This is a genomic window from Cupriavidus gilardii, assembly GCF_013347325.1.
Classification (GTDB): Bacteria; Pseudomonadota; Gammaproteobacteria; order Burkholderiales; family Burkholderiaceae; genus Cupriavidus; species Cupriavidus gilardii.
On the sequence record NZ_CP054624.1, the window covers coordinates 1193145 to 1216516 of the forward strand.

Genomic DNA, 23372 nt, shown 5'->3' on the forward strand with positions numbered 1-23372 from the left:
ACTCGCGATGAAGAAAGTCCTGATTGCCAACCGTGGCGAGATTGCCGTCCGCATCATTCGCGCCTGCGCCGACTACGGTGTCGGCTCGGTGGCGGTGTATGCCAACGCCGATATCGACGCGATGCACGCGCGCCTGGCCGACGAGGCTTACGGCCTCGACGGCGACCGTCCCGCCGATACCTATCTGAACATCGCCAAGCTGCTGGACATCGCGCGCCGCAGCGGCGCCGATGCCGTGCATCCCGGCTACGGCTTCCTGTCGGAAAGCGAGGCCTTCGCGCAGGCCGTCATCGATGCCGGCCTGACCTGGATCGGCCCGTCGCCGGCCACGATCGGGCGGCTCGGCGACAAGGTCGAAGCGCGCAAGATCGCGCTGCGCGTCGGCGCACCGCTGGTCGCCGGCACGCCCGAACCGGTCGCCGACGCCAACGAGGTGCTGGCGTTTGCCGAGCAGCACGGCCTGCCGATCATCATCAAGGCGGCGTTCGGCGGCGGTGGCCGCGGCATGAAGATCGCCTGGCGCATGGACGAGGTCGAGGAACTCTATGCCTCAGCGGTGCGCGAGGCGGTCACCGCCTTCGGCCGCGGCGAGTGTTTCGTCGAGCAGTTCCTCGACAGGCCGCGCCATATCGAGGCGCAGGTCCTCGCCGATCGGCATGGCAATGTGGTCGTGCTCGGCACGCGCGACTGCTCGCTGCAGCGCCGGAACCAGAAGCTGGTTGAGGAGGCTCCCGCGCCGTTCCTCAGCGATGAGCAACGCGAGCGCATCCACGCCGCGGCGCGCGACATCTGCGCGGCCGCGGAATACACGAGCGCCGGTACGGTGGAATTCCTGCTCAGCACCAGCGGCGCGATCTCGTTCCTCGAGGTCAACACGCGGCTGCAGGTCGAACACCCGGTGACCGAACAGACCACTGGCGTCGACCTGGTGGTCGAGCAATTGCGCGTGGCCGATGGCCTGCCGCTGTCGATCACCGCAACGCCCGCGCCGCTCGGCCATGCGATCGAGTTCCGCATCAATGCCGAGGACGTGGGCCGCGGCTTCCTGCCCACGCCTGGGCCGGTGCGGCGCTTCGACGCGCCGTCCGGCCCGGGCGTGCGCGTCGATTCCGGCGTGCAGGCCGGCTCGGTGGTGCCGGGGACCTTCGATTCGCTGATGGCCAAGCTGATCGTGACCGGTGCCACGCGCGAACAGGCGCTGGCGCGTGCCCGCCGCGCGCTGCGCGAATTCCGCATCGAGGGCGTGGCATCGGTGCTGCCGTTCCATCGCGCCGTGATCGATCATGCCGATTTCGTCGGCAGCGACGGCTTCAACGTCCATACGCGCTGGATCGAGTCGGACTTCGCCGAGCCGCTGGCCGCGGCGGCACGTGCCGAACCGCAGCAGGACGACGGCCTGCTGCGCACGGCTATCGAGGTCGACGGCCGCCGCATGGTGCTGGGCTTGCCAGCCCAACTGCTGCGCGGTCTGGCAGACGCGCCGGCCGGCTCCGCTGCCGAAGGTACCGCGGGGGCCCAGGTGTCCGCGAGCAACCCCGCTGAACTGCCATCGCCCATCGCCGGCACGGTGCAGGCGTGGAAGGTCGCGCTCGGCGACGAGGTCAAGGAAGGCGATCTGATCGCCGTGATGGAAGCGATGAAGATGGAGATGCAGGTCCACGCGCATCGCGACGGACGTGTCGTGTGGCAGGCGGACGCCGGGACGTTCCTGGCCGCGGGCGCGCGGCTGGCCGAGATTGCCTGAGCGGGCTTGCACGGCCCGGCCGCGGTCGCGTCATGCCGCCTTTGCGTCGGTGACCGGCCGCTCGGCGTCCGCATGGAAATGCGGCAGCACGTAGGCGGCAATTTCCTCCATCGCGTCCCGTACCGGCCGCTGGTTGCGCCGGAAATGCAGGCCGACATGGTGGACGCCGGCCTCGCGCATCGCGTGCAGCTCCTCGATCAGGCCATGGCGGCCGACCGCACCGCCAAAGCGGTGCCGCTGCATCGGGGCATCCGGGTCGGCCAGCAGATCCAGATGGATGAAGCTGATGTACGGCTTGTCGCCGGCAACCTCGCGCCATCGCGCGCTGCGGCGGACATGGTCCTGCGGCGTCCCGGGATAGGCCAGCCAGCCGTCCATATGCTGTCCTGCCCAGCTCGGCGTCTGCTGCGCGAGACCGGCGACCAGCAAGGGCAGCGGACCGGTGGCGCGCGGCAATAACGCGATGCCGTTCGGCAGGCCCGCGGCGCCGTCGCGCAGCAGCGCCACGTGCTCGCGGAAGTGTTCTCCGCGCTTGTCGAAGTCGCGGCCGAAGATCGGATACTCCACGGGCCGATCGCCGCTGGCCACGCCGAGCAGCAGCCGGCCGTTGCTCAGTTGGTCGATCGTCGTCGCGGACTTCAGCGTCAGATGCGGGTCTCGCAGCGGCAGCACGATGGCCGCCGTGCCGAGCAGGATGCGCTCGGTGATGCCGGCCAGGTAGCCGAGATAGGAGAAGGCCTCGAAGACCTGCGCGGCGTCGCCGAAGTGCGGATCGTACAGCGGCACGTCGCGCACCCACAGCGCGCGAAAGCCGGCGCGATCCGCCAGCTGGGCCAGCGCGCGGTGCTCCGACAGATCCGGTTCACCCGGCAGGCGTCCGTCGCGCTGGCGCGCCACCTGGCCCGCCGGCGACCAGTCGTTGTCCAGGGGCAGCTCCACGCCGATGCTGAAGCCGCCTGCGGTCAGTGTGTGCAATGCCGACATGGCAGATCCTCCAGGCGGGCATGCGAGCCCGCCTTCCATGCTGAGTCGAAGAAGGGCCGCCGGGTCAGGTGGCCGCGCTGACCGTGCTGACCGCGCCGACCGCGTATTTCGGGTAATCGGTATAGCCCGCGGCGCCACCGCCGAAGTAGTGGGCCCGATTGCCCGGGTTGAGCGGCAGGTCGTGGCGCAGGCGGTAGGGCAGGTCGGGATTGCCGATAAAGCTGCGGCCAAACCCGATCAGGTCGGCCCAGCCCCTGGCAAGCGCTTCCTCCGCGCGCGCCTTGTCGTAGTTGCCCGAATAGATCAGCGTGCTGGGATAGACCTCGCGCAGCGCCTCCTTGAACGCGGCAGGCATCACAGGCGCGTCTTCCCAGTCGGCCTCGGCGATGTGGATGTACGCGACGCCGATCTTGCCGAGCGCGTGGGCGGCCGCCAGATAGGTGGCCTCGGGCGTATCGTCGACCGCGCCTTGCAGCGTCGTCAGCGGGGCCAGGCGCACGCCGATGCGGTCCTTGCCGACGACATCGGTGACGGCCTGCGCCACTTCCTTCAGAAAGCGCAGCCGGTTGTGCAGCGAGCCGCCGTATTCGTCGGTGCGCGCGTTGGCCTGCGAATCGATGAACTGATTGATCAGGTAGCCATTGGCCCCGTGCAGCTCGACGCCGTCGAAGCCAGCCTCCAGTGCGTTTCGCGCAGCTTGCGCGTAGTCGGCAACGATGCCGTGGATCTCGGGGACCGTCAGCGCGCGCGGCGCGGAGTGCTGCACCATCTCGCCGGCGCCGCCGGCCGGACCCTTGCCTTCCACATCGACGAATACCTTGACCCCTTCGGCCACCAGCGCGGACGAGGACACGGGAGCCGCATTGCCAGGCTGCAGCGAGGTGTGCGACACGCGGCCGACGTGCCAGAGCTGGGCGAACATGATGCCGCCGGCGGCGTGCACCGCGTCGGTGACCTTGCGCCAGCCGGCCACCTGTTCCGGCGTGTGGATGCCCGGCGTCCACGCGTAGCCCTGGCCCTGCTGGCTGATCTGCGTGCCTTCGGAAATGATCAGGCCGGCCGAGGCGCGCTGCCGGTAGTACTCGGCCATCAGGTCGGTCGCCACGCCGCCATCGCCGGCGCGCGAACGCGTCATCGGCGGCATCACGATACGGTTTTCGGTGGTCAGCTTGCCAAGGCGGTAGGGCGTAAACAGCATGGGTTCCTCGCGGTTACGGTTGCGGATCGGCGTGGCGGTGGGCCATGCCTATGCCGCGATGAGGCCATTGTGGGCAACGCGTCCGTTCGGAAAAACCCGGTGACCGGCAAATGATTCTTGCGCCGGGGTCAAGGGTCATGCGTGCTTCGGCAAATGCGCGGCGGTATCCTTCGTCCGGGCCACCGATCAGGCGGCGTCGCATCTGAAGACCTTGAAGACACCGAACAAGACGATGAGGACTGCATGACGGAGTCGAACTCCACCTCCCGGCCACCGGCCATCGGCCTCGCAGGCGCGGCGCGCGACCTGTATCGCGCGCTGTGGCGTCATGCGAGCGGCGTGCGGCTTCATTTGATCGGCGCCACGGCGCTGCTCGCCGCCGCGCAGCTGCTGCGGCTGACGATGCCGTGGCTGGCCGCCCAGGCGATCAACGCGCTGCAGCAGGACAGCCTCGCCACGGCCGGCCGCTGGATTCTTTATCTGATCGGCGTCTATCTGCTTTCGTGGCTGCTGCACGGACCGGGCCGCGTGCTCGAGCGCAACGTCGGCGTCCGCGTACGCGAGCGGCTGGGCGACCAGCTCTATGCGCGCATCGCCGCCGCGCCGCTGGCCTGGCGCGATGGCCGGCATTCCGGCGAGTTGCAGCACCGCGTGGTGCAGTCCAGCCGCGCGCTGTCGGACTTCGCGCAGAACCAGTTCGTCTACCTGCAGAACGCCTTCAACTTCGTCGGCCCGCTGGTCGCGCTGACGCTGCTCTCGCGCACCAGCGGCCTGATCGCCGTCACCGGCTACGTGGTGATCGCGCTGATCATCCTGCGCTTCGACCGCACGCTGATGCAGCTGGCCCGCGCCGAGAACGATGCCGAGCGCCGCTATGCCGCGGCGTTGCTCGACTTTGTCGGCAACGCCGGCACGGTGATCGGGCTGCGCCTGCAGGCGGCCTCGCGCAGGCTGCTCGGCCGCAGGATGGCGGCCGTGATGGCGCCGCTGCGCCGTGCGGTCATGGTCAACGAAGGCAAATGGTTTGCCGTGGACCTGCTCGGCATGGGACTGACCTGGATCCTGGTGGTGATGTACGTGCTGCAGGAGCGCTCGCCGGGGCAGGCGGTGGCGTTGGGTACCGTCTTCATGATCTACCAGTACGCGCAGCAGGCCGCCTCGGTCGTCGGTTCGATGGCCGCGAACTTCCAGAGCTTCGCGCGGATGCACACCGACTACGGCAGCGCCGAGCCGATCTGGGACGCCCCCGGCGATCCGGACGCCGTGGTGCCGGCCGTGGTGCCCGATGCGCCGTGGCAGACGCTGGAATTGCGCGGCGCCACCGTGCACTATGCCGACGGTTCCCGCGGTGGACTGCACGGCATCGACCTGGTGCTGCGGCGTGGCGCGCGCGTGGCCCTGATCGGCCCAAGCGGCGGAGGCAAGAGCACGCTGCTGCGGACGCTCGCCGGTCTCTATCAACCGCAGCACGGCGAACTGCGGCGCGACGGCGCGGCGGTCGGCTGGACCGAGCTGCGTACGCTGGCCACGCTGATTCCGCAGGAGGCCGAGGTATTCGAGGCGAGCGTCGAGGAGAATCTGACCTTCGGCCTGCCGGTCGATGCGTCGGCGCTGGGCGGCGCCGTGCATACGGGCGGATTCGACGAGGTATTGCACCGCCTTCCCGATGGCCTCGCCAGCGCCATCAACGAGCGCGGCGGCAACCTGTCCGGCGGTCAGCGGCAGCGGCTGGCACTGGCCCGCGGCGCGCTCGCGGCGCAGGGAAGCTCGCTGCTGCTGCTCGACGAGCCGACCAGCGCGCTCGACCCGCAGGCCGAGGCTCGCGTGTTCGACCGCATGCACGCCGCCTTTCCGTCGGCCTGCATCGTCGCCTCGGTCCATCGGCCGAGCCTGCTGGCGCGCTTCGATTCCATCGTCGTAATGGAGGGCGGAAAGGTCGTCGATGCCGGGCCGCGCGACGAGGTGCTGGCCAGGCGGGCGCATTGAATCGATTCAAGCATCGTTCCGGCGCCCGGATGTCCGGGGTTTAGCGATCCCGGTTCGCATGGCGGCGGCCCGCCCGCGCGCCGGACCTTCCGCTGTGCTGCTCCCCAGCGCACCGGCCGCCGCCGCGCGCAGCATGCGCCGGAACGTCGGACACTCCAGGTGGCTCGGCGCCGGGCACACCGCGGCATGCCGCAGCCCATCGCGCATCGCCGTCAGCCGGCGGATCGTGCGATCCAGCTCGTCGGCCTTGGCGGCGAGCCGCGCGCGGTCGATCCGTGGCCGGCCGTCGCTGGCGAACATCAGCGAAATCTCATCCAGCGAGAACCCGGCGGCACGGCCCAGCGCGATCAGCGCCAGCCGATCCAGCACGGCCGGCTCGAACAGCCGGCGCAATCCGCGCCTGCCGACCGACGCGATCAGTCCCTTTTCCTCATAGAAGCGCAGCGTGGAGGCGGGAACGCCAGATCGTTGCGCGACTTCTGCAATGTCCATGTCGGCAGCCCTTGACTTCAAGTTGACTTGAAGTGCCATGATGGCTCGCATGGACGATCAATGCAACGATCGATGCAACGGTCAATGCAACTGCGAGGAGCCGACGATGGACGGAAAACGGCAGGCTTACGACGAACAGGCTGCACTATGGAACGGTGCGGCCGGACAGGGATGGGTAACGGCGCAGCACGTGCTGGACCGGATGTTCGAGCCGATGGAGGCGCTGCTCGTGCAGGCCGTCCGCGACAGCGGCGGCACCGAGGTGCTGGACGTCGGCTGCGGCACCGGCGCCACCACGCTGGCCGTCGCGCGCGACCTGGGCGAGCGCGGGCGGTGCACCGGCATCGACCTGTCGGAGCCGATGATCGAAGCGGCCCGGCATCGCGCCAAGCGGGAGGGCGCCACGGCGCGCTTCCTCTGCGCGGATGCGCAGCGATACGCGTTCCCGCGGGCGAGCTTCGATACGGTGATCTCGCGGATCGGTGTGATGTTCTTCGACGATCCCGTCGCCGCCTTCGCCAATCTGCGCCGCGCCGCGCGCGACGGTGCCGCGCTGCGCTTCATTGCCTGGCGCGGCGCTGACGAGAACCGATTCATGACGACCGCGGAGAAGGCGGCCGCGCCGTTGCTGCCCGCGCTGCCGGCGCGCGCGTCCGACGGGCCCGGGCAATTCGCGTTTGCCGATGCAGACAGGCTTCGCGGGATCCTGGCGGCCGCGGGATGGACCGGTATCGGCATCCGTCCGGTCGATCTGGCATGCACCTTTCCCGCGAGCGAACTGCGGCGATACGTAACCAGCGTGGGGCCGCTGGGGCGAGTGTTCGGGACGCTGGATGCCAACGTGCGGGACACCGTCGTCGCGACGGTGCTGCGGGCCTTCGCACCCTACGTCGACGGCGGCGAGGTCCGGTTTACCTCGGCGTGCTGGATGGTCGAGGCGACGGCGGGCTCGCGCGAGGAGCACGGCCATGCATGACAAGCTGCCGCTGCTGGCCGTCGCCATCGGCGCCGGCGCAACGCTGACGATGGACCTTTGGGCCGAGATTCAACGGGTCGGGCTCGGCATGAAGCCGCTGGACTACGGCATGGTTGGCCGTTGGCTGGGCCATATGCCACGCGGCCGTTTTCGACACGAGGCAATCGGTCAGGCGCCGGCGATTCCGGCCGAACGCTGGATCGGCTGGACTGCGCACTACGTGACCGGCATCCTGTTCGCGGCGGCGCTGCTGGCCATCTGGGGACCGCAGTGGGCCTGCCGTCCGACCTTCGGCCCCGCGCTGATCGTCGGGCTCGCCAGCGTGGTGTTTCCCTTCCTGCTGATGCAGCCCGGCATGGGCGCCGGCATCGCGGCCCGCCGCACGCCCAAGCCCGGCGTCGCCCGCTTGCGCAGCCTCGTCACCCATGCGGTATTCGGCCTTGGCCTGTACGCGTCGGCCCACGTGATGCTGTTGCTCGACGGGCTGCTGCCGGGCATCTGCGGGGGATGACGCCGACCGCGTCCTGACATACGCCAATCAACCGGCGGTCGCGGCCACCCCGGCCCCCTGCAGGAAAGCCCGCTCCGCCAGACCCGCCAGCCCGGCGCGGGCAATCCGCCCGCGCCGCTCCCCGTCGAGCAGGCCGATCAGCACCGATGCCCAGATTTCGGTCAGTGCCTGCGCGGTAATGTCGATCCGAAACACACCTTGCTGCTGGCCGCGCAGAAAGAAGGCGTCCAGCTTGCCCTCCCAGTCGGTCTGCCAATCCGACGAGACGCCGGAAACCACCTCCCGCCAGTAATAGATCAGGAACGCCGCCACCTCGCGTTGCTCGATCATGTTCGCATTCAGGCGTCGTAGTGCGTCAAGGGGAGAGGGGTCGTCCAGTTCGGCGCACTGGACCACTTCGGCCAGCACGCGCACGCCATGGTCGATCAGGCGGGAAATCAGTTCGTCGCGTGTCCGGCAGAACCGGTACAGCGTGGCCTTGCTGATGCCGACGGCTTTGGCCAGGTCCTGCAGCGTGCCGCGCGGCTGGTCGACCAGCGCAAGCGCGAGCGCGGCCAGCAGGCGGCTGTTGTCTTCGTTCGATGCGGGGACGGCGGTCATGACAAGGTGAAATCCATTCTTTGTATCTCAAGAAGCACTTTCTGTGGCGTTTGCGGGGACGCAGCGCGTCGGTCCCGGATTATCCGGCAAAACAGGCAACTCCCATACCATATGAATCTTTATTGATTCATATGATGAATGAGCGTAGCATGCGCTCCTTTGCCGAACACTGAAGAAGGTAGACATGAATCACTTCCCAACGCGGGGATGGCGCACGCTGGCGGTAGCCGCGGCGGTCATCGTCACGGCGGCATGCGGCAATGCGGAACAGGCGGCCGCCCCGGCGGCGCCCTCGGTCGATGTGCTGACGGTGCAGCCGCGGCCGATGGCCGTCAGCAGCGAGCTGCCGGGCCGCATCGAGCCGGTTCGTGTCGCCGAGGTGCGGGCACGGGTCGCCGGCATCGTGCTCAAGCGCAACTTCAAGGAAGGCAGCGACGTCAAGGCCGGCGATCCGCTGTTCCAGATCGATCCGGCCCCGTTGCAGGCGGCGCTGTCGCGCGCCGAAGGCGAGTTGGCGCGCGCCGAGGCGGTACTGGCCGACGCCGACGCCGTGGTGCGCCGCTATGCGCCGCTGGTCGAGATCGAGGCGGTCAGCCGGCAGGATTTCGATGCGGCGCAAGCCACGCTCAAGAGCGCGCAGGCCGCCCGCCGCAGCGCGGCCGCCGAAGTCAAAACCGCGCGGCTCAATCTGGAGTACGCAACGGTGCGGGCGCCGATTTCCGGCCGGATCGGCCGCGCGCTGGTCACCGAAGGCGCGCTGGTCGGGCAAGGCGAGGCGACGCCGATGGCGACCATCCAGCAGCTCGACCCGGTCTACGTCGACTTCAAGCAGCCGGTCGCCGATGTGCTGCGCATGCGTGAGGCGCTGGAGCAGGGCCGGCTGCAGCGGGAGCCGGAAGGCGGCGTGCCGATCGTCGTGACCATCGAAGGCACCGACAAGAAGCGCGAAGGGCGGCTGCTGTTCTCGGACATCTCGGTCGAGCGCGGCACCGGACAGGTATCGCTGCGCGGCCAGTTGCCCAATGCCGACAGCCTGCTGCTGCCGGGCATGTACGTACGCGTGCATGTCACGCACGCGGTCGATCCCGCCGCGATGCTGGTGCCGCAGCGGGCGGTGCGCCGCAGTCCCGACGGCAAGGCCCAGTTGCTGGTCGTCGGCAAGGGCGACGTGGCGGAGACCCGCCAGGTCCGCACCGGCCCGATGCAGGGCGCCGAGTGGCAGATCCTCGAGGGCGTGAAGCCGGGCGACCGCATCGTGGTCGGCGGCGAAGCCAGTCCCGGACAGAAGGTCACCATCGCCCCCGCGGCGCCAGCCAGGCAGGCCGGGGAAGCCGGACAGTCCGGCCCCTCGAACCCTCCTGCGGCGGAACGAGGCTAGGCGCGCAGGCGCCGCGCCACTGAACAGACATCATGCTGCCAAGATTCTTCATTCATCGCCCCAACTTTGCCTGGGTGCTGGCGATCTTCATCGTGCTGGCGGGCCTGCTCGCGATGCCGTCGTTGCCGGTGTCGCAATATCCCACCGTCGCGCCGCCGCAGATCGCCATCTCGGCGGTCTACCCGGGCGCGTCCGCGACCACGCTGGTCGATTCGGTGACCAGCGTCATCGAGGAGGAACTGAACGGCGCCAAGGGGATGCTGTACTACGACTCGTCGAGCAGCTCGGCCGGCATCGCGGAAATCACCGTGACGTTCGCGCCGGGCGTCGATCCCGATCTGGCGCAGGTCGACGTGCAGAACCGGATCAAGCAGGCCGAGGCACGCCTGCCGGCCGCGGTCACCCGCCAGGGCCTGCGTACCGAGCAGGTCAGCGCGGGCTTCCTGCTGGTCTACTCGATCAACTTCAAGGGCGACGACGCCGGCAAGGACATGGTCACGCTGGCCGACTACGCGGCGCGCCGGATCAACAACGAGATCCGCCGCGTGCCGGGCGTCGGCAAGGTGCAGTTCTTCGGCGCCGAGGCCGCGATGCGCGTGTGGATCGACCCGCAGAAGCTGCTCGGCTTCGGCCTGTCGGTCGCCGATGTCAACGAGGCGATCGCCGCGCAGAACGTGCAGGTGCCCGCCGGCAGCTTCGGCAGCCCGCCGGGCAGCGCGGACCAGGAGCTCAGCGCGACCATCGCCGTCAAGGGCATGCTGACGACCACCGAGGAATTCGGCGCGATCGTGCTGCGCGCCAATCCCGACGGCTCGAAGGTGACGCTCGCCGACGTCGCGCGGCTCGAGGTCGGCCTGCAGGACTACAACTTCGACATGCTGACCAGCGGCAAGCGCGCGGTCGGCGCCGCGGTGCAACTGCGCCCGGGCGCGAACGCGCTGGAGACCGCCCGTGCGGTCCGCGCCAAGCTCGAGGAGTTGTCCAGATCCTTCCCCGACGACATCGAATACTCGGTTCCCTACGATACCTCGCGCTTCGTCGAGGTCGCGATCGAGAAGGTCATCCATACGCTGGTCGAAGCGGTGGTGCTGGTGTTCCTGGTGATGCTGCTGTTCCTGCAGAACCTGCGCTACACGCTGATTCCGACCATCGTCGTGCCGGTCTGCCTGGCCGGCACGCTGGCGGTGATGTATGCGATCGGCTTCTCCGTCAACATGATGACGATGTTCGGCATGGTGCTGGCAATCGGCATCCTGGTCGACGACGCCATCGTCGTGGTCGAGAACGTCGAGCGCATCATGGCCGAGGAAGGGCTTGGGCCTGTCGAGGCGACCGCCAAGGCGATGAGCCAGGTGTCGGGCGCCATCATCGGCATCACGCTGGTGCTGGCGGCGGTGTTCTTCCCGCTGGCCTTCATGTCGGGATCGGTCGGCGTGATCTACCGGCAGTTCTCGCTGTCGCTGGCCGTGTCGATCCTGTTCTCGGGCTTTCTCGCGCTGACCTTGACGCCCGCGCTTTGCGCGACGCTGCTCAAGCCGATTGCGCAAGGCCATCATGAAGAGAAGCGCGGCTTCTTCGGCTGGTTCAACCGCCGGTTCAGCCGGCTGACCGAGCGTTTCACCGCGCTGAACTCGAAGCTGCTGCGCCGCGCCGGCCGCTGCATGATCGTCTACGGCATGGTGGTGGCGCTGCTGGCGCTGCTGTACACGCGGCTGCCGGAATCGTTCGTGCCCATCGAGGATCAGGGCTACTTCGTGGTCGACGTGCAACTGCCCCCGGGCGCGACCAACCAACGCACCGAGGCCGTGGTCAAGGAACTGGAGAGCTGGCTGCTCGGCCGCAAGGCGATGGAGTCGACCACGATGGTGCTGGGCTTCAGCTTCTCGGGCAGCGGCCAGAACGCGGCGCTGGGCTTTCCGACGCTGACCGACTGGTCGGAGCGGGGCAGCGGCCAGCATGCCAGCGACGAGGTGGCCGCCTTCAACGCGCAGTTTGCGGGGCTGAAGGAGGCGCGCGTGATGGCGGTCGATCCGCCGCCGATCGAAGGGCTGGGCAATGCCAGCGGCTTCGCGCTGCGCCTGCAGGATCGCGGCGGCCTGGGACGCGCCGCGCTGGTGGCGGCGCGCGATACGCTGCTGAAGGAGGCCAGCGCGTCGCCGGTGCTGGCGTACGCGATGATGGAAGGTCTGGAGGACGCGCCGCAGCTTCGCCTCGATATCGATCGCGACAAGGCCGAGGCGCTGGGCGTCGGCTTCGAGGCGATCAACACCGCGATTTCCAGCGCCTATGGTTCCGCGACGGTGGCCGACTTCGCCAACGTCGGGCGGCTGCAGCGGGTCGTCGTGCAGGCCGACGTGCGCGACCGCATGACGCCCGAAGCGCTGCTGTCGCTGAACGTGCCGAACGTGCGCGGCGAACAGGTGCCGCTGAGCGCGTTCGCCACGCCGGAGTGGGAGATCGGCCCGGTGCAGGTGTCGCGCTACAACGGCTATCCGACGATCAAGATCATGGGCGACGCCGCGCCCGGTTTCAGTACCGGCGAGGCCATGGCCGAGATCGAACGGATCGCCGCCAGGCTGCCGGCAGGCATCGGCTACGAATGGACCGGGCTGTCGTACCAGGAACGGCAGGCCGGCGCGCAGGCGCCGCTGCTGCTCGGGTTGTCCTTCCTGGTGGTGTTCCTGCTGCTGGTCGCGCTGTACGAGAGCTGGGCGATTGCCGCCTCGGTGATGCTGATCGTGCCGATCGGTGCGCTGGGATCGGTGCTGGCGGTCAATGCCCTTGGCATGCCGAACGACGTCTATTTCAAGGTGGGGCTGATCACGATCATCGGTCTGGCGGCCAAGAACGCGATCCTGATCGTGGAATTCGCCAAGTCGCTGCGCGAGCAGGGCATGCCGCTGATCGACGCCGCGCTGGAGGCGTCGCGGCTGCGGTTCCGCCCGATCGTGATGACGTCGATGGCCTTCATTCTGGGCGTCGTGCCGCTGGCCATTGCGACCGGCGCCGGCGCGGCCAGCCAGCGCGCCATCGGTACCGGCGTGATCGGCGGCATGCTGACCGCGACCACGCTGGGTGTGGTGTTTGCCCCGGTGTTCTTTGTCTGGGTGCTGTCGCGCTTCAAGCGGTATCGGGACAATGCAGGGGACAACGCACGAACCACGACGCCGACTGCAACCACGACGACGGAGGGCGCGCAATGAAATCGATTCGATACCGCACGACGTTGCCGTGCCTGCCGTTGAGCGTCACCGCTGTCCTGACCGGTTGTTCGCTGGCGCCGGTCTATGAGCGGCCGGCGGCGCCAGTGCCCACGCAATGGACGTCCGGCCAGATGACGCAGATGGCCGGGATGGCGTCCGGCGAAGCACAGGCCGCGCCCTCATCGGCCGCCGTGCTGCAATGGGACAGCTTCATCGTCGACGACAAGTTGCGCGAGCTGGTCGCGCTGGCGCTCGAGAACAATCGCGACCTGCGGCAGGCGGTGCTGAACATCGAGGCGGCGCGCGCGATGTATCGCGTGCAACGTGCCGACCGTGTGCCGGGGCTGCAGGCGGAGGCGGGCGGCACGCGGCAACGCGTGGCCGAGGACCTGCGCCAGCCGGGCATGGGTTCTGTCCAGCAGACCGTGCAGGCCGGCATCGCGGTGCCGGCGTTCGAGCTCGACCTGTTCGGCCGCGTGCGCGACCTGTCCGAAGCCGCGCTGCGGGAATACTTCGCGACCGAGGAGGCCGCACGCAGCGCGCGGATCAGCCTGGTCGCCGAGGTCATCCAGGCGTATCTGGCGCGGGACAGCGCCCAGCGGCGCCATCTGCTGACCACGCAGACGCTGCAGACGCGCGAAGCGTCGCTGCGGCTGATTGCCCAGCGCCGCCAGGCCGGCACGGCCACCGCGCTCGATTTCTACGAGGCGAGCGGGCTGACCGACCAGGCGCGCGCCGACCTCGAACGGACCGACCGCGAGTTTCGCCAGGCAACCAATGCGCTCGCGCTGCTGGTCGGCGTGCCGGACATCGCCGCGCAATTGCCGCAGGCGCCGCGCGACGACGTGCTGCTGGTGCAGACACTGGCGCCCGGCACGCCGTCCGAGCTGCTGATTCACCGGCCGGACATCCTCGCCGCGGAACAGCGGCTGCGCGGACGCCATGCCGACATCGGCGCGGCACGCGCGGCGTTCTTTCCGCGCATTACGCTGACCGGCATGTTCGGCAGCGCCAGCGGCGAGTTGTCCAACCTGTTCGGCGCGGGCCAGACGGTATGGTCGTTCGCCCCGCAACTGACGCTGCCGATCTTCTCGGGGGGCCGCAATCTCGCGAACCTCGATCTTTCCCATGTGCGCAAGGACATCGCGGTGGCCAACTACGAGAAGACGATCCAGACCGCGTTCCGTGAAGTCTCGGACGCGCTGGCGGCGACCGACACGCTGCGCCGCGAAGAAGTGGCCCGCCGCGCCGTTGCGCAGACCAGCGAGCAGACGTTGCGCCTGTCCGAGGCGCGCTACCGCGCCGGGGTCGACGATCATCTGCGCTATCTGGAGGCACAGCGCAGCCACTATGCCGCGCAAACGGCGCTGATCGACGTGGCCGCGCAACGGCAAAGCGCGCTGGCCGCCCTGTTCAGGGCCCTCGGCGGCGGCTGGTCAAGCGGGCGGACGCAGGAGGCCGACGCGTCCACAGTGGGGCAACGTTCCCCGACATAGTGCTTCGGATGCCCCCTTGGGTAACACCTTGGGGATCCGTTTTGGGGCGGGCATTGGCCTTAAGTTTTTCTTGGGAGACGGCAAATAAAGTCTTAATTTTCTTTATTTGAGCGGGCCAGTAACATCGGGCGACCATAAGAGGAGAAGCCTGCCATGCCCGCCGTTCGCAACACCGTTCGCAACCCCGTTTGCAACCCTGTTCGCCGCCGTACCTTGCTCGCCGTGGCCGCGTTGTGCGCGATGCCTTCGCTGACAGTCGCCGCGGACAAGTACCCATCCAAGCCGATCCGCATGGTGGTTGCCTTCGCGGCGGGCGGGGCGAACGACACCATCGCCCGCATCCTGGCCAAGGAACTGCAGCAGAGCATGGGCCAGTCGGTCGTGGTCGAAAACCGCGGCGGCGCCGGCGGCCTGATCGGCGCCGACATGGTCGCCAAGGCGACGCCCGACGGCTACACGCTGCTGCTCGGCAGCGCCGGCGCGCAGACCATTATGCCGGCACTGACCCGCAAGATGCCCTACGATCCGCGCACCGGCCTGGCTCCGGTGTCGCTGGTTGCCGAGGCGGCCAATGTGCTGATGGTCAGGACCGGTCTGCCGTTCAACAACGTCAAGGAACTGCTGGCCGGCGCGAAGCAGAAGCCCGGCGCCTATACCTACGGCTCGTCGGGCAATGGCACCACGCTGCATGTCTCCGGTGCGCTGATGGAAAAGCTGGGCGGCATCGACCTGCTGCACATCCCCTACAAGGGCAACGGCCCCGCGATGAACGACCTGTACGCCGGCAACGTCGACATGGTGTTCGGCTCGGTCCCGGTGGCGATGGCGGCGCTGAAGACCGGCAAGGCGAAGATCCTGGCGGTCACCACGAAGAAGCGCATCCCGTCGCTGCCCAATGTGCCGACCATGGCCGAAGCCGGCGTGCCGGGCTACGACTTCTCCAGCTGGTACGGGCTGTTCACCACCGGCGGCACCGATCCGGCGATCGTCGAGCAATTGGCGCGAGAAACAGCCAAGGCACTGGCCAAGCCCGACGTGGTCGCCGCGCTGGCGCAGCAGGGCGTCGAACCGGAGAGCAGCACGCCGGCGGCATTCCGCGCCCGCATCAACGACGAGCTGGTGCGCTGGGAGCGGGACGTCAAGACGATGAAGATCACGGCGGAGTAAGACCGTCAGTCAGTATCGGCGCGCGCGGCGGCGCGGTATGCGCACAGCGCCGCGCCGGTGATCGCGATCTGCACGATGGCGCAGGCCGTCGCCGGCGTCGAACCGAATCCGACCAGCCTGGTGCCCAACGCGCCGATCGCCATTTGCCCGCAGCCGTAGAGGCCGGCGGCCGCGCCGGTCAGTCCGGGCACCGCCGAGATCGAACGCGACAATGCCGCGGGGCTGGCCAGTCCCGCGCCGACCGTGAGCATGAAGGTGATGGCGATCAGCAGCGGGGCGGTGAGCCAGCCGCCAAGCTGCACCAGCAGCAACGCCGATGCCATCGACAGGCTCAGCCCCGCGCCGGCATTCAGGAAGACCTCCGGCCTGAGCTGGCCCGCCAGGCGCTTGGTGATCATCGTTCCCACACTGGCGCCGACGATCGTGACCGTGGCAAACCAGCCGATCTGCCAGACCGGCAGACCCAGCTGGTCATGGACGATGTACGGCGAGGTCGCCAGATACGGGTAGAGCGCGGTGGTCGAACAGGACCCGCCCACCATGAAGCCCAGATAGCGCCGATTGCGCAGCAGGCGGCCGTAGTCTCGCGCGATCGTGAACACCTGCAGCGATCGGCGCTCCGGATTCGTCTCGGGCAGCAGCCGCCAGGCGCAGTACACCATCACCCCGGCAATGGCGACCAGGAATACATAGATCGCACGCCAGCCGAACTGGTCCGCGAGAAACGATCCCACGACCGGCGACAGGCCCGGGCCTACCAGCGTCAGCAGGTTCAGCAGCGCCAGTTCGCTGGTCACACGGTCAGGCGCGGCGGTGTCGCGCACGATCGATCGGCCCAGCGTGATGCCCGCAGCGCCGCCGAGCGCCTGCGCCATCCGCGCGAACAGCAGCCAGGTCAGCGACGTTGCGAACAGGGCCAGGATGCTGGCGCACAGGTATAGAGCCAGCCCGATCAGCAGCGTGGGCCGCCGCCCGATCGTGTCCGAGACCGGCCCATAGATCAGTTGGCCAAAGGCCAGTCCCAATACGTAGTACGTGATGGTCTGCTGCATGCCCGCGGTGCTGGCGTGCAGGTCGGCGCCGGCGAGCGGCAGCGCCGGCACGAAGATATGCATGGCCATGGTGCCGCTGAGCGTCACCAACACCAGCAACCACATCGGGGCACGGACGGAAGGGGGAATCGCTTGTTGTGAGGACTGCATGATCGGGGCCGCTTCAGACTTCGGTCAGGCGGCGTGCGATTTTCTCGAGGGCGGCACGGGTCGTGTGCAATTCTTCGGGCGACAGCGCCTGCAGGATCTGCGCTTCGATTTCCAGACTCTTGCCCAGCATGCGTTTGGCCATTGCCCGGCCTTTCGTCGTCAGGCGAATGCTCTTGGCGCGCCGGTCGGACTCGTCCGCCTCCCATTCGACCAGACCCATCTCGCGCAACTGCGACAACACCCTGACCAACGACGACTTGTCGAGCGCCAGGTATTCGGCGAGCTCGCCCTGGCGCATGCTCGGCGCCGACGATTCATAGAGCGCGACCAGCGGCGCACGCGAAGCATCGGTCAGCCCCAGCTCGCGAAAGCTCTGGTCGACGGCTTTTCGCCAGCGGCGATAAACGGCGCCGACCAGACGGCCGAGACGCGCGGGGGATTGTTCGACGGCGGAGAGATCGGGGGGGTGGGACGGCGGAATGGGTGGCATGCAAACTATTTTGCCGGGTAGATGGTTTGCATGTCAACCAAGCGCTATGGGCCAGACCTTGAGGCTCAAGAGGCCGTGAGCGGCGTTTCGATAGGCGATAAGGCTTCAGGGAACGGCGAAAGGCATTTGATTTCCCGGTAAGCGATACCAAAATTACCGGTTTTACTTGTATCCCCCGATCTTTTACGCTGCTCGCCATTCAATATTCGAAAGACGAGGAGACTTGAATGGGGGACCAGCATAAGCGCAGCGTTACCGATCCAAGCCGCCGCACCGTCATCAAAAGCGGTGCGGCGCTAGCGGTTCAGGGAACGCTCGGCCTGGTGGCACCGAGCGTGTTCGGAGCGACGCGGACCAGGGAAATGCCGTTCGACAACGGCCACCGCCAGCTGATCGCATTTCCGCAGAAGCGCCCGCTGATTCTGCTGACAAGCCGGCCACCGCAGCTGGAAACACCGTTTGAAGTGTTTCGCGAAGGCGTGATCACTCCCAATGACGCATTCTTCGTGCGCTATCACTGGAGCGGCATTCCCACGGATATCGATCCCGCCAGCTATCGCCTGAAGATCGACGGCCATGTCGGCAACGCGATGGAGCTGTCGCTGCGGGAATTGCGCAAGATTGCCGATCCCGTCGAATTGGTCGCCGTCAACCAATGCTCGGGAAATAGCCGGGGATTCTCCGATCCACGCGTCAATGGCGGTCAGCTTGGCAATGGCGCGATGGGCAATGCCCGCTGGACCGGTATTCCGCTGCGGGCGCTGCTGGAAAAGGCAGGCATCAAGCCCGGCGCGGTACAGGTCAGTTTCGATGGACTGGACCGCCCTCCGTTGGAAACAGGACCCGACTTCGTCAAGGCGCTGACCGTCGATCACGCGATGGATGGCGAAGTCATGCTGGCCTGGGCGATGAGCGGCAAGGACCTGCCCATGCTGAACGGCTACCCGTTGCGCCTCGTCGTGCCTGGGCACTACGGTACGTATTGGGTCAAGCATCTGTCCCACATCCAGGTACTGGATAAGCCGTTCGACGGATTCTGGATGAACGCCGCCTACCGGATTCCAGCCAATGACTGCGCTTGCGTCTCGCCGGGGACCGCGCCCACTAGCACCGTTCCGATCGGCCGCTTCAATGTGCGCTCCTTCATTACGAGCCATATGCAGGACAGTGTCGTCCCGATAGGCCGGGACGTCATCGTCAAGGGCATTGCGTTCGACGGCGGGCACGGCATCCAGGACGTCGCATTTTCCGACGATGGCGGCGCCAGCTGGCGTGCGGCGTCGCTTGGCAAGGACCTGGGCCGGTATTCGTTCCGGGAGTGGACCATTGCGTTCCGTCCGGACAGGAAGGGCACCTATGACCTGCGGGTTCGGGCAAAAAGCCGGTCCGGCGAGATGCAGCCTCTGACGGCAAACTGGAATCCCGCTGGATATATGCGCAACGTGGTGGAATCCACGCGCGTCATCGTCAGGTGAGGGCGCCATGAAAAGAACGACATTGCCTTCCATCGTTGCTGCGCTCATTGCCTTCGCAGCAACATCGAGTGTGACAGCGCTCGAGGTCAAGCTCCCTCAGGAAACGGCGATGTACCAGCCCAGTACCCTGCCGGGATACGCGCTTGCGCTGCAAAATTGCATGACCTGCCACTCCGCGCAATATGTCTCGACGCAGCCCGTGACTTCGTCGCGGACCTACTGGGAAGCCACCGTCAAGAAGATGAAGAAGCCGTTCGGCGCCCCGCTGAAAGACGAGGACATACCGGCGATTGTCGATTACCTCGTCAAGACCTATGGGGCCGAAAAAGGGGAGGGCGTTTCCTCGACCGTGAAAAAGTGAGGCGATGCAGGTGCGGGTGCAGGTGGTTCGCGGCGCGATCGTGGCGCTTCTCCGGTATCAGGCCTGGAGATGCGGATGGATCAATTCCTCGAACCACTCGATAAACGCGCCGACGCGGCGCGATCGATGGCCGCGATGCGGATAGATCAGCGAAATCGGCATCGGAGGCGGGCGGAATTCGGGCATGACTTCCACGAGCCTGCCTCGGTCCAGCAGGTGCTGTACGTCGAAACGCGGGATCTGGATCAGGCCAATTCCGGCGGTGCAGCAGGCGATATAGCTTTCGGCATTGTTGACGACGAGGCGGCTCGGAATCGTCGCATGATGCAGCGTGCCGTGCGACATGTATTCCCATGGCAACTCGCGTCCGGTGGTCGGCGAGGCATAGCCCACCGCCCAGTGGCCTTGCGAAAGATCGCCGGGATGCGCCGGCATGCCTTATTCGTGCAGATAGTCCGCGCTGGCGCAGTTGATCAGGGTCAGCATGCCGAGCCGATGCGCCACCAGGCTGCTGTCCTGCAGCGTCCCGACCCGGATCGCGCAATCGACGCCTTCACGTACCAGGTCGATCGCGCGGTCGGTCGACCCCATGACCAATTGAAGCCTGGGATAGCGCCGCAACAGGTTGCGCAACGCCGGCGCAACCAGACGCCGTGCGATGCGGCTCGGCATGTCTACATGCAGCCGTCCCGAGACGGCGCGCTGGCTGGCGCGAAACATCTGGCCGATGTCGTCGGCCTCGTCAAGAAGCGGGCGAACGCGATCGAGCAGCAGCATGCCGTCGGCGGTCAATTGCACCTGCCGCGTGGTCCGGTGCAGAAGGCGGACGCCAATGCCCTGTTCCAGCTGCTGGATGGCCGCCGACACCGTGGTACGCGGCAGATCCAGCGCATGCGCGGCCTTGATGAAGCTGCCCATTTCCGCCACGCGGACAAAGACGCGGTATTGATCCAATCGGTCCATACGATTTCTTCCGTTGCCGCCATGCTACGGCATCGGCCGTCGTACCGGGAGCCGGGGCGCAAGAAAACGGCCCGCTCATGCGCCGATGGAACCGGGCGCGAGCAGGCCGCAAATGGGGGTAGGGGGAATCAGGGGGAATCCGCGGAGAACGTCGTCAGACCGCCGACCGCCTACTTCGTGGTGTAGCCGCCATTGATCAACAGGGTCTGCCCGGTGATCCACCAGCCGTCACTGACGAGATGGCGGATAAAGGGAACCACGTCTTCGATATCGGTCAGGCCGGTCGCCGAGAACGGGGACAGCGCCGCCGCGGTCTTATGGTAGGCGACCGCGTCTTCGCCCTCTGCGGGATAGAAGAACGGGGTATCCATCGGCCCCGGCCCAACCGCGGTTACCGAGATACCGCGCGCGCCGAACTCCTTGGCGGCGGCCCGTGTGAAATGCTCGACTGGCGCCTTGGTGCCGGCATAGGCGGAATCGAAGGGTGTAAATGCGCCCAGCAGCGAAGTCACCAGCGTCACGATCTTGCCGTTGTCGTTGACGTGCCGACCGGCCTCCTTCAGAAAGAAGAAAGCGGACTTCGCGTTGACCGCGGCCATCTCATCGTATTCGGCTTCGCTGACCTCGAGGATCGGCTTTTTCAATACCTTGCCCACCGTATTGATGGCGATGTCCGGCCTGCCCACCGCGGCCACCGTATCGGCGAACAGTTTGCCGACCGCAGTCGCACTGCCGAGATCGCCCTGGAACGCAACGGCCCGGGCTCCGGCGCGCTCGATCGCCGCCAGTGTCGCTTCGGCATCGGCCTGACTGGCCGCGCTGTGGTAGTGGATGGCCACCGCCTTCGCGCCTTGCTCGGCGAGGTCGCGGGCAATCAAGCCGCCAAGGTTCTTTGCGCCGCCCGCAATCAGGACGGTCTTGTTCCGGATCGAATGGTCTGCCATTGCGGTCTCCCTTGGGTGTCGAGGGGACAAGTGTAGGCAGCAAACGATGGGAAATTGAGAGGGCGCGTTGGGATGGACTATCCACGAATTACGGACAATGCACCGCACATGCGAATAAATTGGCGCCTCGGGCCGACACGGCATTAAAGAAGAGTTGACTCGGCCCGCTGAGTTGCGTGTCCTTCAACCACGCGCGATTCGCCGGATGCGCTCAGGAGCCAATGCGTTGCAGGAGCCGTGTTCACCAAGCCAAGGGCCGCGGCAATCCACCGGAATCGCCCGGTATCCGTGGGAGACTTGTGGACCCCAGACGCGCCTCTACCTTTGCCCCACGCGGAGTCTTCAGAAGGGGCATTCGGCAAAAGACAGTTTCTTATCGCCGACGTAGCTTCATTCTCCTCCCAGCGGGGAACAAAGCCGTCGCGTCGCCGTGCGGCTGATCCGGGCGCCGGCTCCAGTAATCTGACCGATACATCGCTACACGATAAAGGATTGCATTTATATCCCTCTTTCGTATGGGGAGAGATGCCGTTTGCTGAATTTCAGATGACAGAAAAAATTAGGTGGAGATTTGCATAAATAAGAGAAAATGCCTTTGATCTAATACATCGGCAAGCCATCCATTTAATCCAGATGGAAGTTTATTTCATCCGTTGCTTCGAGCGATTCCAAATTATCCAGTGATATTCTTGCGCCGCATTTGGTGCCAAGTCTGTTGTCAGGAACGGTTGTGTGCACGACGGCCGTGGGGATAAAACTAATTTGGAAAACAGCTCATGCGCTCACGGAGCCAATGGTTTGCTTTTGATTCCCGCGCCGCAACGCTTGCTGCGGTTACCCTTGTTGCTTTGATTGCCGGCTGCGGAGGAGACGGTGCACCGGACGCCAAGGCAACCCTTTCCACACAGGAGCCGATGCTCCGACCCGCTGCGGTAGTCCAGGTCGACGTGCCTGCCATCACTCAGGACAAGTGCCAGAACGACGCTGACTACATTTTCATGAGCGAGGACACCTCGAGCGACAATCAGCAGCTTGCATTGGTGAACCGGCATGTGGACTGCCGTTCGGGCCTGAGCGACCAGTTCGACCTCTACGTCGAGCTCAAGGAAAAGGACGGCGTCTACAGCTACGCCAATCCACAAGTCGATGGGACCGGTGACGTCATCGGCGATTCGATCGGAACGGTCCGCTTTCGTACCAAGATGAGCGTCTATGGTCCCTACAACCGCCTCAGCAAGCGCGTGGCCGTGAGCGTCAAGGCGGAGGGATTCAACCCTAACCCTGAGTACAAGGGACCCGTCAAGCAGCCACTCATCAAGGTCATGCCGATCTTTGCCTGCGGCGAATCCCAGGAGGTCTCGGGCTACACGCCGGAATGCACCGTGGCTGGCAGCCCTCTGAGCGTTCCCTTGAATGGCGGGGAGGTCAGTAGCGAGTACACGATCACCTTCAATTGGGTTCAGACCGCCGAATTGAAGCGGGACGCGCTGACTTTCCCGGTCAAGTTCGACACGTTCGCCTTTGCGCCCGATGGTGCATCGTTCCAGAGCGCCTATGGGCAGACCATCTCGTTCTATCCACGGCTGGACTCGTCGGGTATCCTGCTACGCTGCGACCGCGGGGTTGCGTACAGCGGAGATAACGGCTGCGTTTTTCCCCAAGCCGCCGCCGTGCTTACCGTATCTTCGCCTGGGGCAGAGGAGTATGCGGCTCACATCATGGAAGCCCAGACTGCTGGCGCTCCCGGCAAGTTTCAGATGAAGCCCGGATTTCGGGCCATTGCTGACGACTCAGTACGTGGGACTGGCCTCGTACTACAGCGGACGCAAATACCTATCATGAACGTTGCTAACCGATACGCCTCGTGCGGGAGCCCGAGCTCGCTTATCGTTCAAAATCCCAGGGCAAGCAGCTCATGCTCCCCAACAGGCGGTGTGCCCACGTGCCAATGCGACGAGTATCCCTTTGCCAGTACATATCAAGGGGCTTTCGAGATGCCATCGACCACTTCTGCGAAATACATTCTTGCCGCACATAACGGAAAAGGGGGAACCGACCTCGGAACGTTCTACCGGCAGGAGCGTGTTATTGATCTCTCCTATGAGACTGGTCAGGCTGGAAGCCGCTTGGACCCGTATCCAGCATCCGTTCGCGAGTATGGTGGCGATGCGTTTTGGGTCCATGTAACACCGTGAGCTAGCA

18 protein-coding genes and 1 pseudogene are annotated in these 23372 nt (G+C 66.4%); 11 read left to right on the forward strand and 8 right to left on the reverse strand.

The features are described 5' to 3' along the window. The first annotated feature begins 7 nt into the window (after positions 1-7). Positions 8-1744, forward strand: a complete 1737-nt coding sequence (locus FOB47_RS05585) for an acetyl/propionyl/methylcrotonyl-CoA carboxylase subunit alpha (protein WP_174780231.1) — start codon at positions 8-10, stop codon at positions 1742-1744. 30 nt (positions 1745-1774) lie between these two features. Here FOB47_RS05585 and FOB47_RS05590 read toward each other — a convergent pair whose 3' ends face one another. Both FOB47_RS05590 and FOB47_RS05595 read right to left on the reverse strand, forming a co-directional pair. Continuing rightward, on the reverse strand, positions 1775-2728 hold the full coding sequence (locus FOB47_RS05590; RefSeq protein WP_174780232.1) for a TIGR03571 family LLM class oxidoreductase: 954 nt from the start codon (positions 2726-2728) through the stop codon (positions 1775-1777). A gap of 64 nt (positions 2729-2792) precedes the next feature. Beyond that, positions 2793-3926: an alkene reductase gene (locus FOB47_RS05595; RefSeq protein ID WP_174780233.1), complete on the reverse strand. Its 1134-nt coding sequence runs from the start codon at positions 3924-3926 to the stop codon at positions 2793-2795. A 243-nt stretch (positions 3927-4169) separates the two neighbouring features. Here FOB47_RS05595 and FOB47_RS05600 point away from each other — a divergent pair, with 243 nt between their 5' ends. After that, positions 4170-5912, forward strand: a complete 1743-nt coding sequence (locus FOB47_RS05600) for an ATP-binding cassette domain-containing protein (protein WP_174780234.1) — start codon at positions 4170-4172, stop codon at positions 5910-5912. Positions 5913-5918: 6 nt separating this feature from the next. Here FOB47_RS05600 and FOB47_RS05605 read toward each other — a convergent pair whose 3' ends face one another. Beyond that, positions 5919-6455 (reverse strand): helix-turn-helix domain-containing protein, encoded by a 537-nt coding sequence (locus FOB47_RS05605; protein ID WP_244959158.1) that lies wholly within the window; start codon positions 6453-6455, stop codon positions 5919-5921. Positions 6456-6510: 55 nt separating this feature from the next. Here FOB47_RS05605 and FOB47_RS05610 point away from each other — a divergent pair, with 55 nt between their 5' ends. Further along, the gene (locus FOB47_RS05610) at positions 6511-7380 is read left to right on the forward strand and encodes a class I SAM-dependent methyltransferase (RefSeq protein ID WP_174780898.1); all 870 of its coding nucleotides are present in this window, start codon (positions 6511-6513) and stop codon (positions 7378-7380) included. After that, complete coding sequence (locus tag FOB47_RS05615) at positions 7373-7891, forward strand: DUF2938 domain-containing protein (protein WP_174780235.1); 519 nt, start codon at positions 7373-7375, stop codon at positions 7889-7891. The genes FOB47_RS05610 and FOB47_RS05615 overlap by 8 nt, the downstream gene beginning before the upstream one ends. A gap of 27 nt (positions 7892-7918) precedes the next feature. Here the strand turns inward: FOB47_RS05615 and FOB47_RS05620 are convergent, their stop codons facing one another. Next, positions 7919-8491: a TetR/AcrR family transcriptional regulator gene (locus FOB47_RS05620; protein WP_174780236.1), complete on the reverse strand. Its 573-nt coding sequence runs from the start codon at positions 8489-8491 to the stop codon at positions 7919-7921. 184 nt (positions 8492-8675) lie between these two features. On the opposite strand from FOB47_RS05620, the gene FOB47_RS05625 reads away from it, so the two are divergent. The 4 genes from FOB47_RS05625 to FOB47_RS05640 all read left to right on the forward strand — a co-directional run bounded on the left by FOB47_RS05625 (position 8676) and on the right by FOB47_RS05640 (position 15735). After that, entirely contained in the window at positions 8676-9869 is a 1194-nt protein-coding gene (locus FOB47_RS05625; RefSeq protein WP_064575271.1) for an efflux RND transporter periplasmic adaptor subunit, read from the forward strand. A gap of 35 nt (positions 9870-9904) precedes the next feature. Next, the gene (locus FOB47_RS05630) at positions 9905-13072 is read left to right on the forward strand and encodes an efflux RND transporter permease subunit (RefSeq protein ID WP_043439587.1); all 3168 of its coding nucleotides are present in this window, start codon (positions 9905-9907) and stop codon (positions 13070-13072) included. Next, complete coding sequence (locus FOB47_RS05635) at positions 13069-14568, forward strand: efflux transporter outer membrane subunit (RefSeq protein WP_217488889.1); 1500 nt, start codon at positions 13069-13071, stop codon at positions 14566-14568. The genes FOB47_RS05630 and FOB47_RS05635 overlap by 4 nt, the downstream gene beginning before the upstream one ends. Positions 14569-14808: 240 nt before the next feature. Continuing rightward, positions 14809-15735, forward strand: a complete 927-nt coding sequence (locus FOB47_RS05640; RefSeq protein ID WP_244959159.1) for a tripartite tricarboxylate transporter substrate binding protein — start codon at positions 14809-14811, stop codon at positions 15733-15735. Positions 15736-15740: 5 nt separating this feature from the next. On the opposite strand, the gene FOB47_RS05645 is transcribed toward FOB47_RS05640, so the two are convergent. Both FOB47_RS05645 and FOB47_RS05650 read right to left on the reverse strand, forming a co-directional pair. Beyond that, complete coding sequence (locus tag FOB47_RS05645; RefSeq protein ID WP_174780238.1) at positions 15741-16892, reverse strand: multidrug effflux MFS transporter; 1152 nt, start codon at positions 16890-16892, stop codon at positions 15741-15743. 58 nt (positions 16893-16950) lie between these two features. Beyond that, entirely contained in the window at positions 16951-17427 is a 477-nt protein-coding gene (locus FOB47_RS05650; protein ID WP_174780239.1) for a MarR family winged helix-turn-helix transcriptional regulator, read from the reverse strand. Positions 17428-17654: 227 nt separating this feature from the next. Between FOB47_RS05650 and sorA the strand changes: the two genes are divergently transcribed. After that, on the forward strand, positions 17655-18902 hold the full coding sequence (sorA, locus tag FOB47_RS05655) for a SorA family sulfite dehydrogenase catalytic subunit (RefSeq protein WP_174780240.1): 1248 nt from the start codon (positions 17655-17657) through the stop codon (positions 18900-18902). A gap of 7 nt (positions 18903-18909) precedes the next feature. Further along, positions 18910-19263: a SorB family sulfite dehydrogenase c-type cytochrome subunit gene (gene sorB, locus FOB47_RS05660; protein WP_174780241.1), complete on the forward strand. Its 354-nt coding sequence runs from the start codon at positions 18910-18912 to the stop codon at positions 19261-19263. 57 nt (positions 19264-19320) lie between these two features. Here the strand turns inward: sorB and FOB47_RS05665 are convergent. Both FOB47_RS05665 and FOB47_RS05670 read right to left on the reverse strand, forming a co-directional pair. Then, positions 19321-20226: pseudogene (locus tag FOB47_RS05665) on the reverse strand (LysR family transcriptional regulator). 170 nt (positions 20227-20396) lie between these two features. After that, positions 20397-21170, reverse strand: coding sequence for an SDR family oxidoreductase (locus FOB47_RS05670; protein WP_174780242.1), 774 nt, complete (start codon positions 21168-21170; stop codon positions 20397-20399). Positions 21171-21946: 776 nt separating this feature from the next. Between FOB47_RS05670 and FOB47_RS05675 the strand changes: the two genes are divergently transcribed. Then, positions 21947-23365 carry a NucA/NucB deoxyribonuclease domain-containing protein gene (locus tag FOB47_RS05675; protein ID WP_174780243.1) on the forward strand — a complete coding sequence of 473 codons (1419 nt, stop codon included), beginning with the start codon at positions 21947-21949 and terminating at the stop codon, positions 23363-23365. The last annotated feature ends 7 nt before the right edge of the window (positions 23366-23372 follow it).

Coding starts and splice junctions, on each gene's coding strand:
- FOB47_RS05595 (WP_174780233.1), bottom strand. CDS start 3,926: ATGCTGTTTACGCCCTACCGCCTTGGCAAGCTGACCACCGAAAACCGT.
- FOB47_RS05650 (WP_174780239.1), bottom strand. CDS start 17,427: ATGCCACCCATTCCGCCGTCCCACCCCCCCGATCTCTCCGCCGTCGAA.
- FOB47_RS05675 (WP_174780243.1), top strand. CDS start 21,947: ATGCGCTCACGGAGCCAATGGTTTGCTTTTGATTCCCGCGCCGCAACG.
- FOB47_RS05635 (WP_217488889.1), top strand. CDS start 13,069: ATGAAATCGATTCGATACCGCACGACGTTGCCGTGCCTGCCGTTGAGC.
- FOB47_RS05640 (WP_244959159.1), top strand. CDS start 14,809: ATGCCTTCGCTGACAGTCGCCGCGGACAAGTACCCATCCAAGCCGATC.
- FOB47_RS05645 (WP_174780238.1), bottom strand. CDS start 16,892: ATGTGGTTGCTGGTGTTGGTGACGCTCAGCGGCACCATGGCCATGCAT.
- FOB47_RS05610 (WP_174780898.1), top strand. CDS start 6,511: ATGGACGGAAAACGGCAGGCTTACGACGAACAGGCTGCACTATGGAAC.
- FOB47_RS05605 (WP_244959158.1), bottom strand. CDS start 6,455: ATGCGAGCCATCATGGCACTTCAAGTCAACTTGAAGTCAAGGGCTGCC.
- sorA (WP_174780240.1), top strand. CDS start 17,655: ATGGGGGACCAGCATAAGCGCAGCGTTACCGATCCAAGCCGCCGCACC.
- FOB47_RS05625 (WP_064575271.1), top strand. CDS start 8,676: ATGAATCACTTCCCAACGCGGGGATGGCGCACGCTGGCGGTAGCCGCG.
- FOB47_RS05600 (WP_174780234.1), top strand. CDS start 4,170: ATGACGGAGTCGAACTCCACCTCCCGGCCACCGGCCATCGGCCTCGCA.
- FOB47_RS05670 (WP_174780242.1), bottom strand. CDS start 21,170: ATGGCAGACCATTCGATCCGGAACAAGACCGTCCTGATTGCGGGCGGC.
- FOB47_RS05590 (WP_174780232.1), bottom strand. CDS start 2,728: ATGTCGGCATTGCACACACTGACCGCAGGCGGCTTCAGCATCGGCGTG.
- sorB (WP_174780241.1), top strand. CDS start 18,910: ATGAAAAGAACGACATTGCCTTCCATCGTTGCTGCGCTCATTGCCTTC.
- FOB47_RS05585 (WP_174780231.1), top strand. CDS start 8: ATGAAGAAAGTCCTGATTGCCAACCGTGGCGAGATTGCCGTCCGCATC.
- FOB47_RS05620 (WP_174780236.1), bottom strand. CDS start 8,491: ATGACCGCCGTCCCCGCATCGAACGAAGACAACAGCCGCCTGCTGGCC.
- FOB47_RS05615 (WP_174780235.1), top strand. CDS start 7,373: ATGCATGACAAGCTGCCGCTGCTGGCCGTCGCCATCGGCGCCGGCGCA.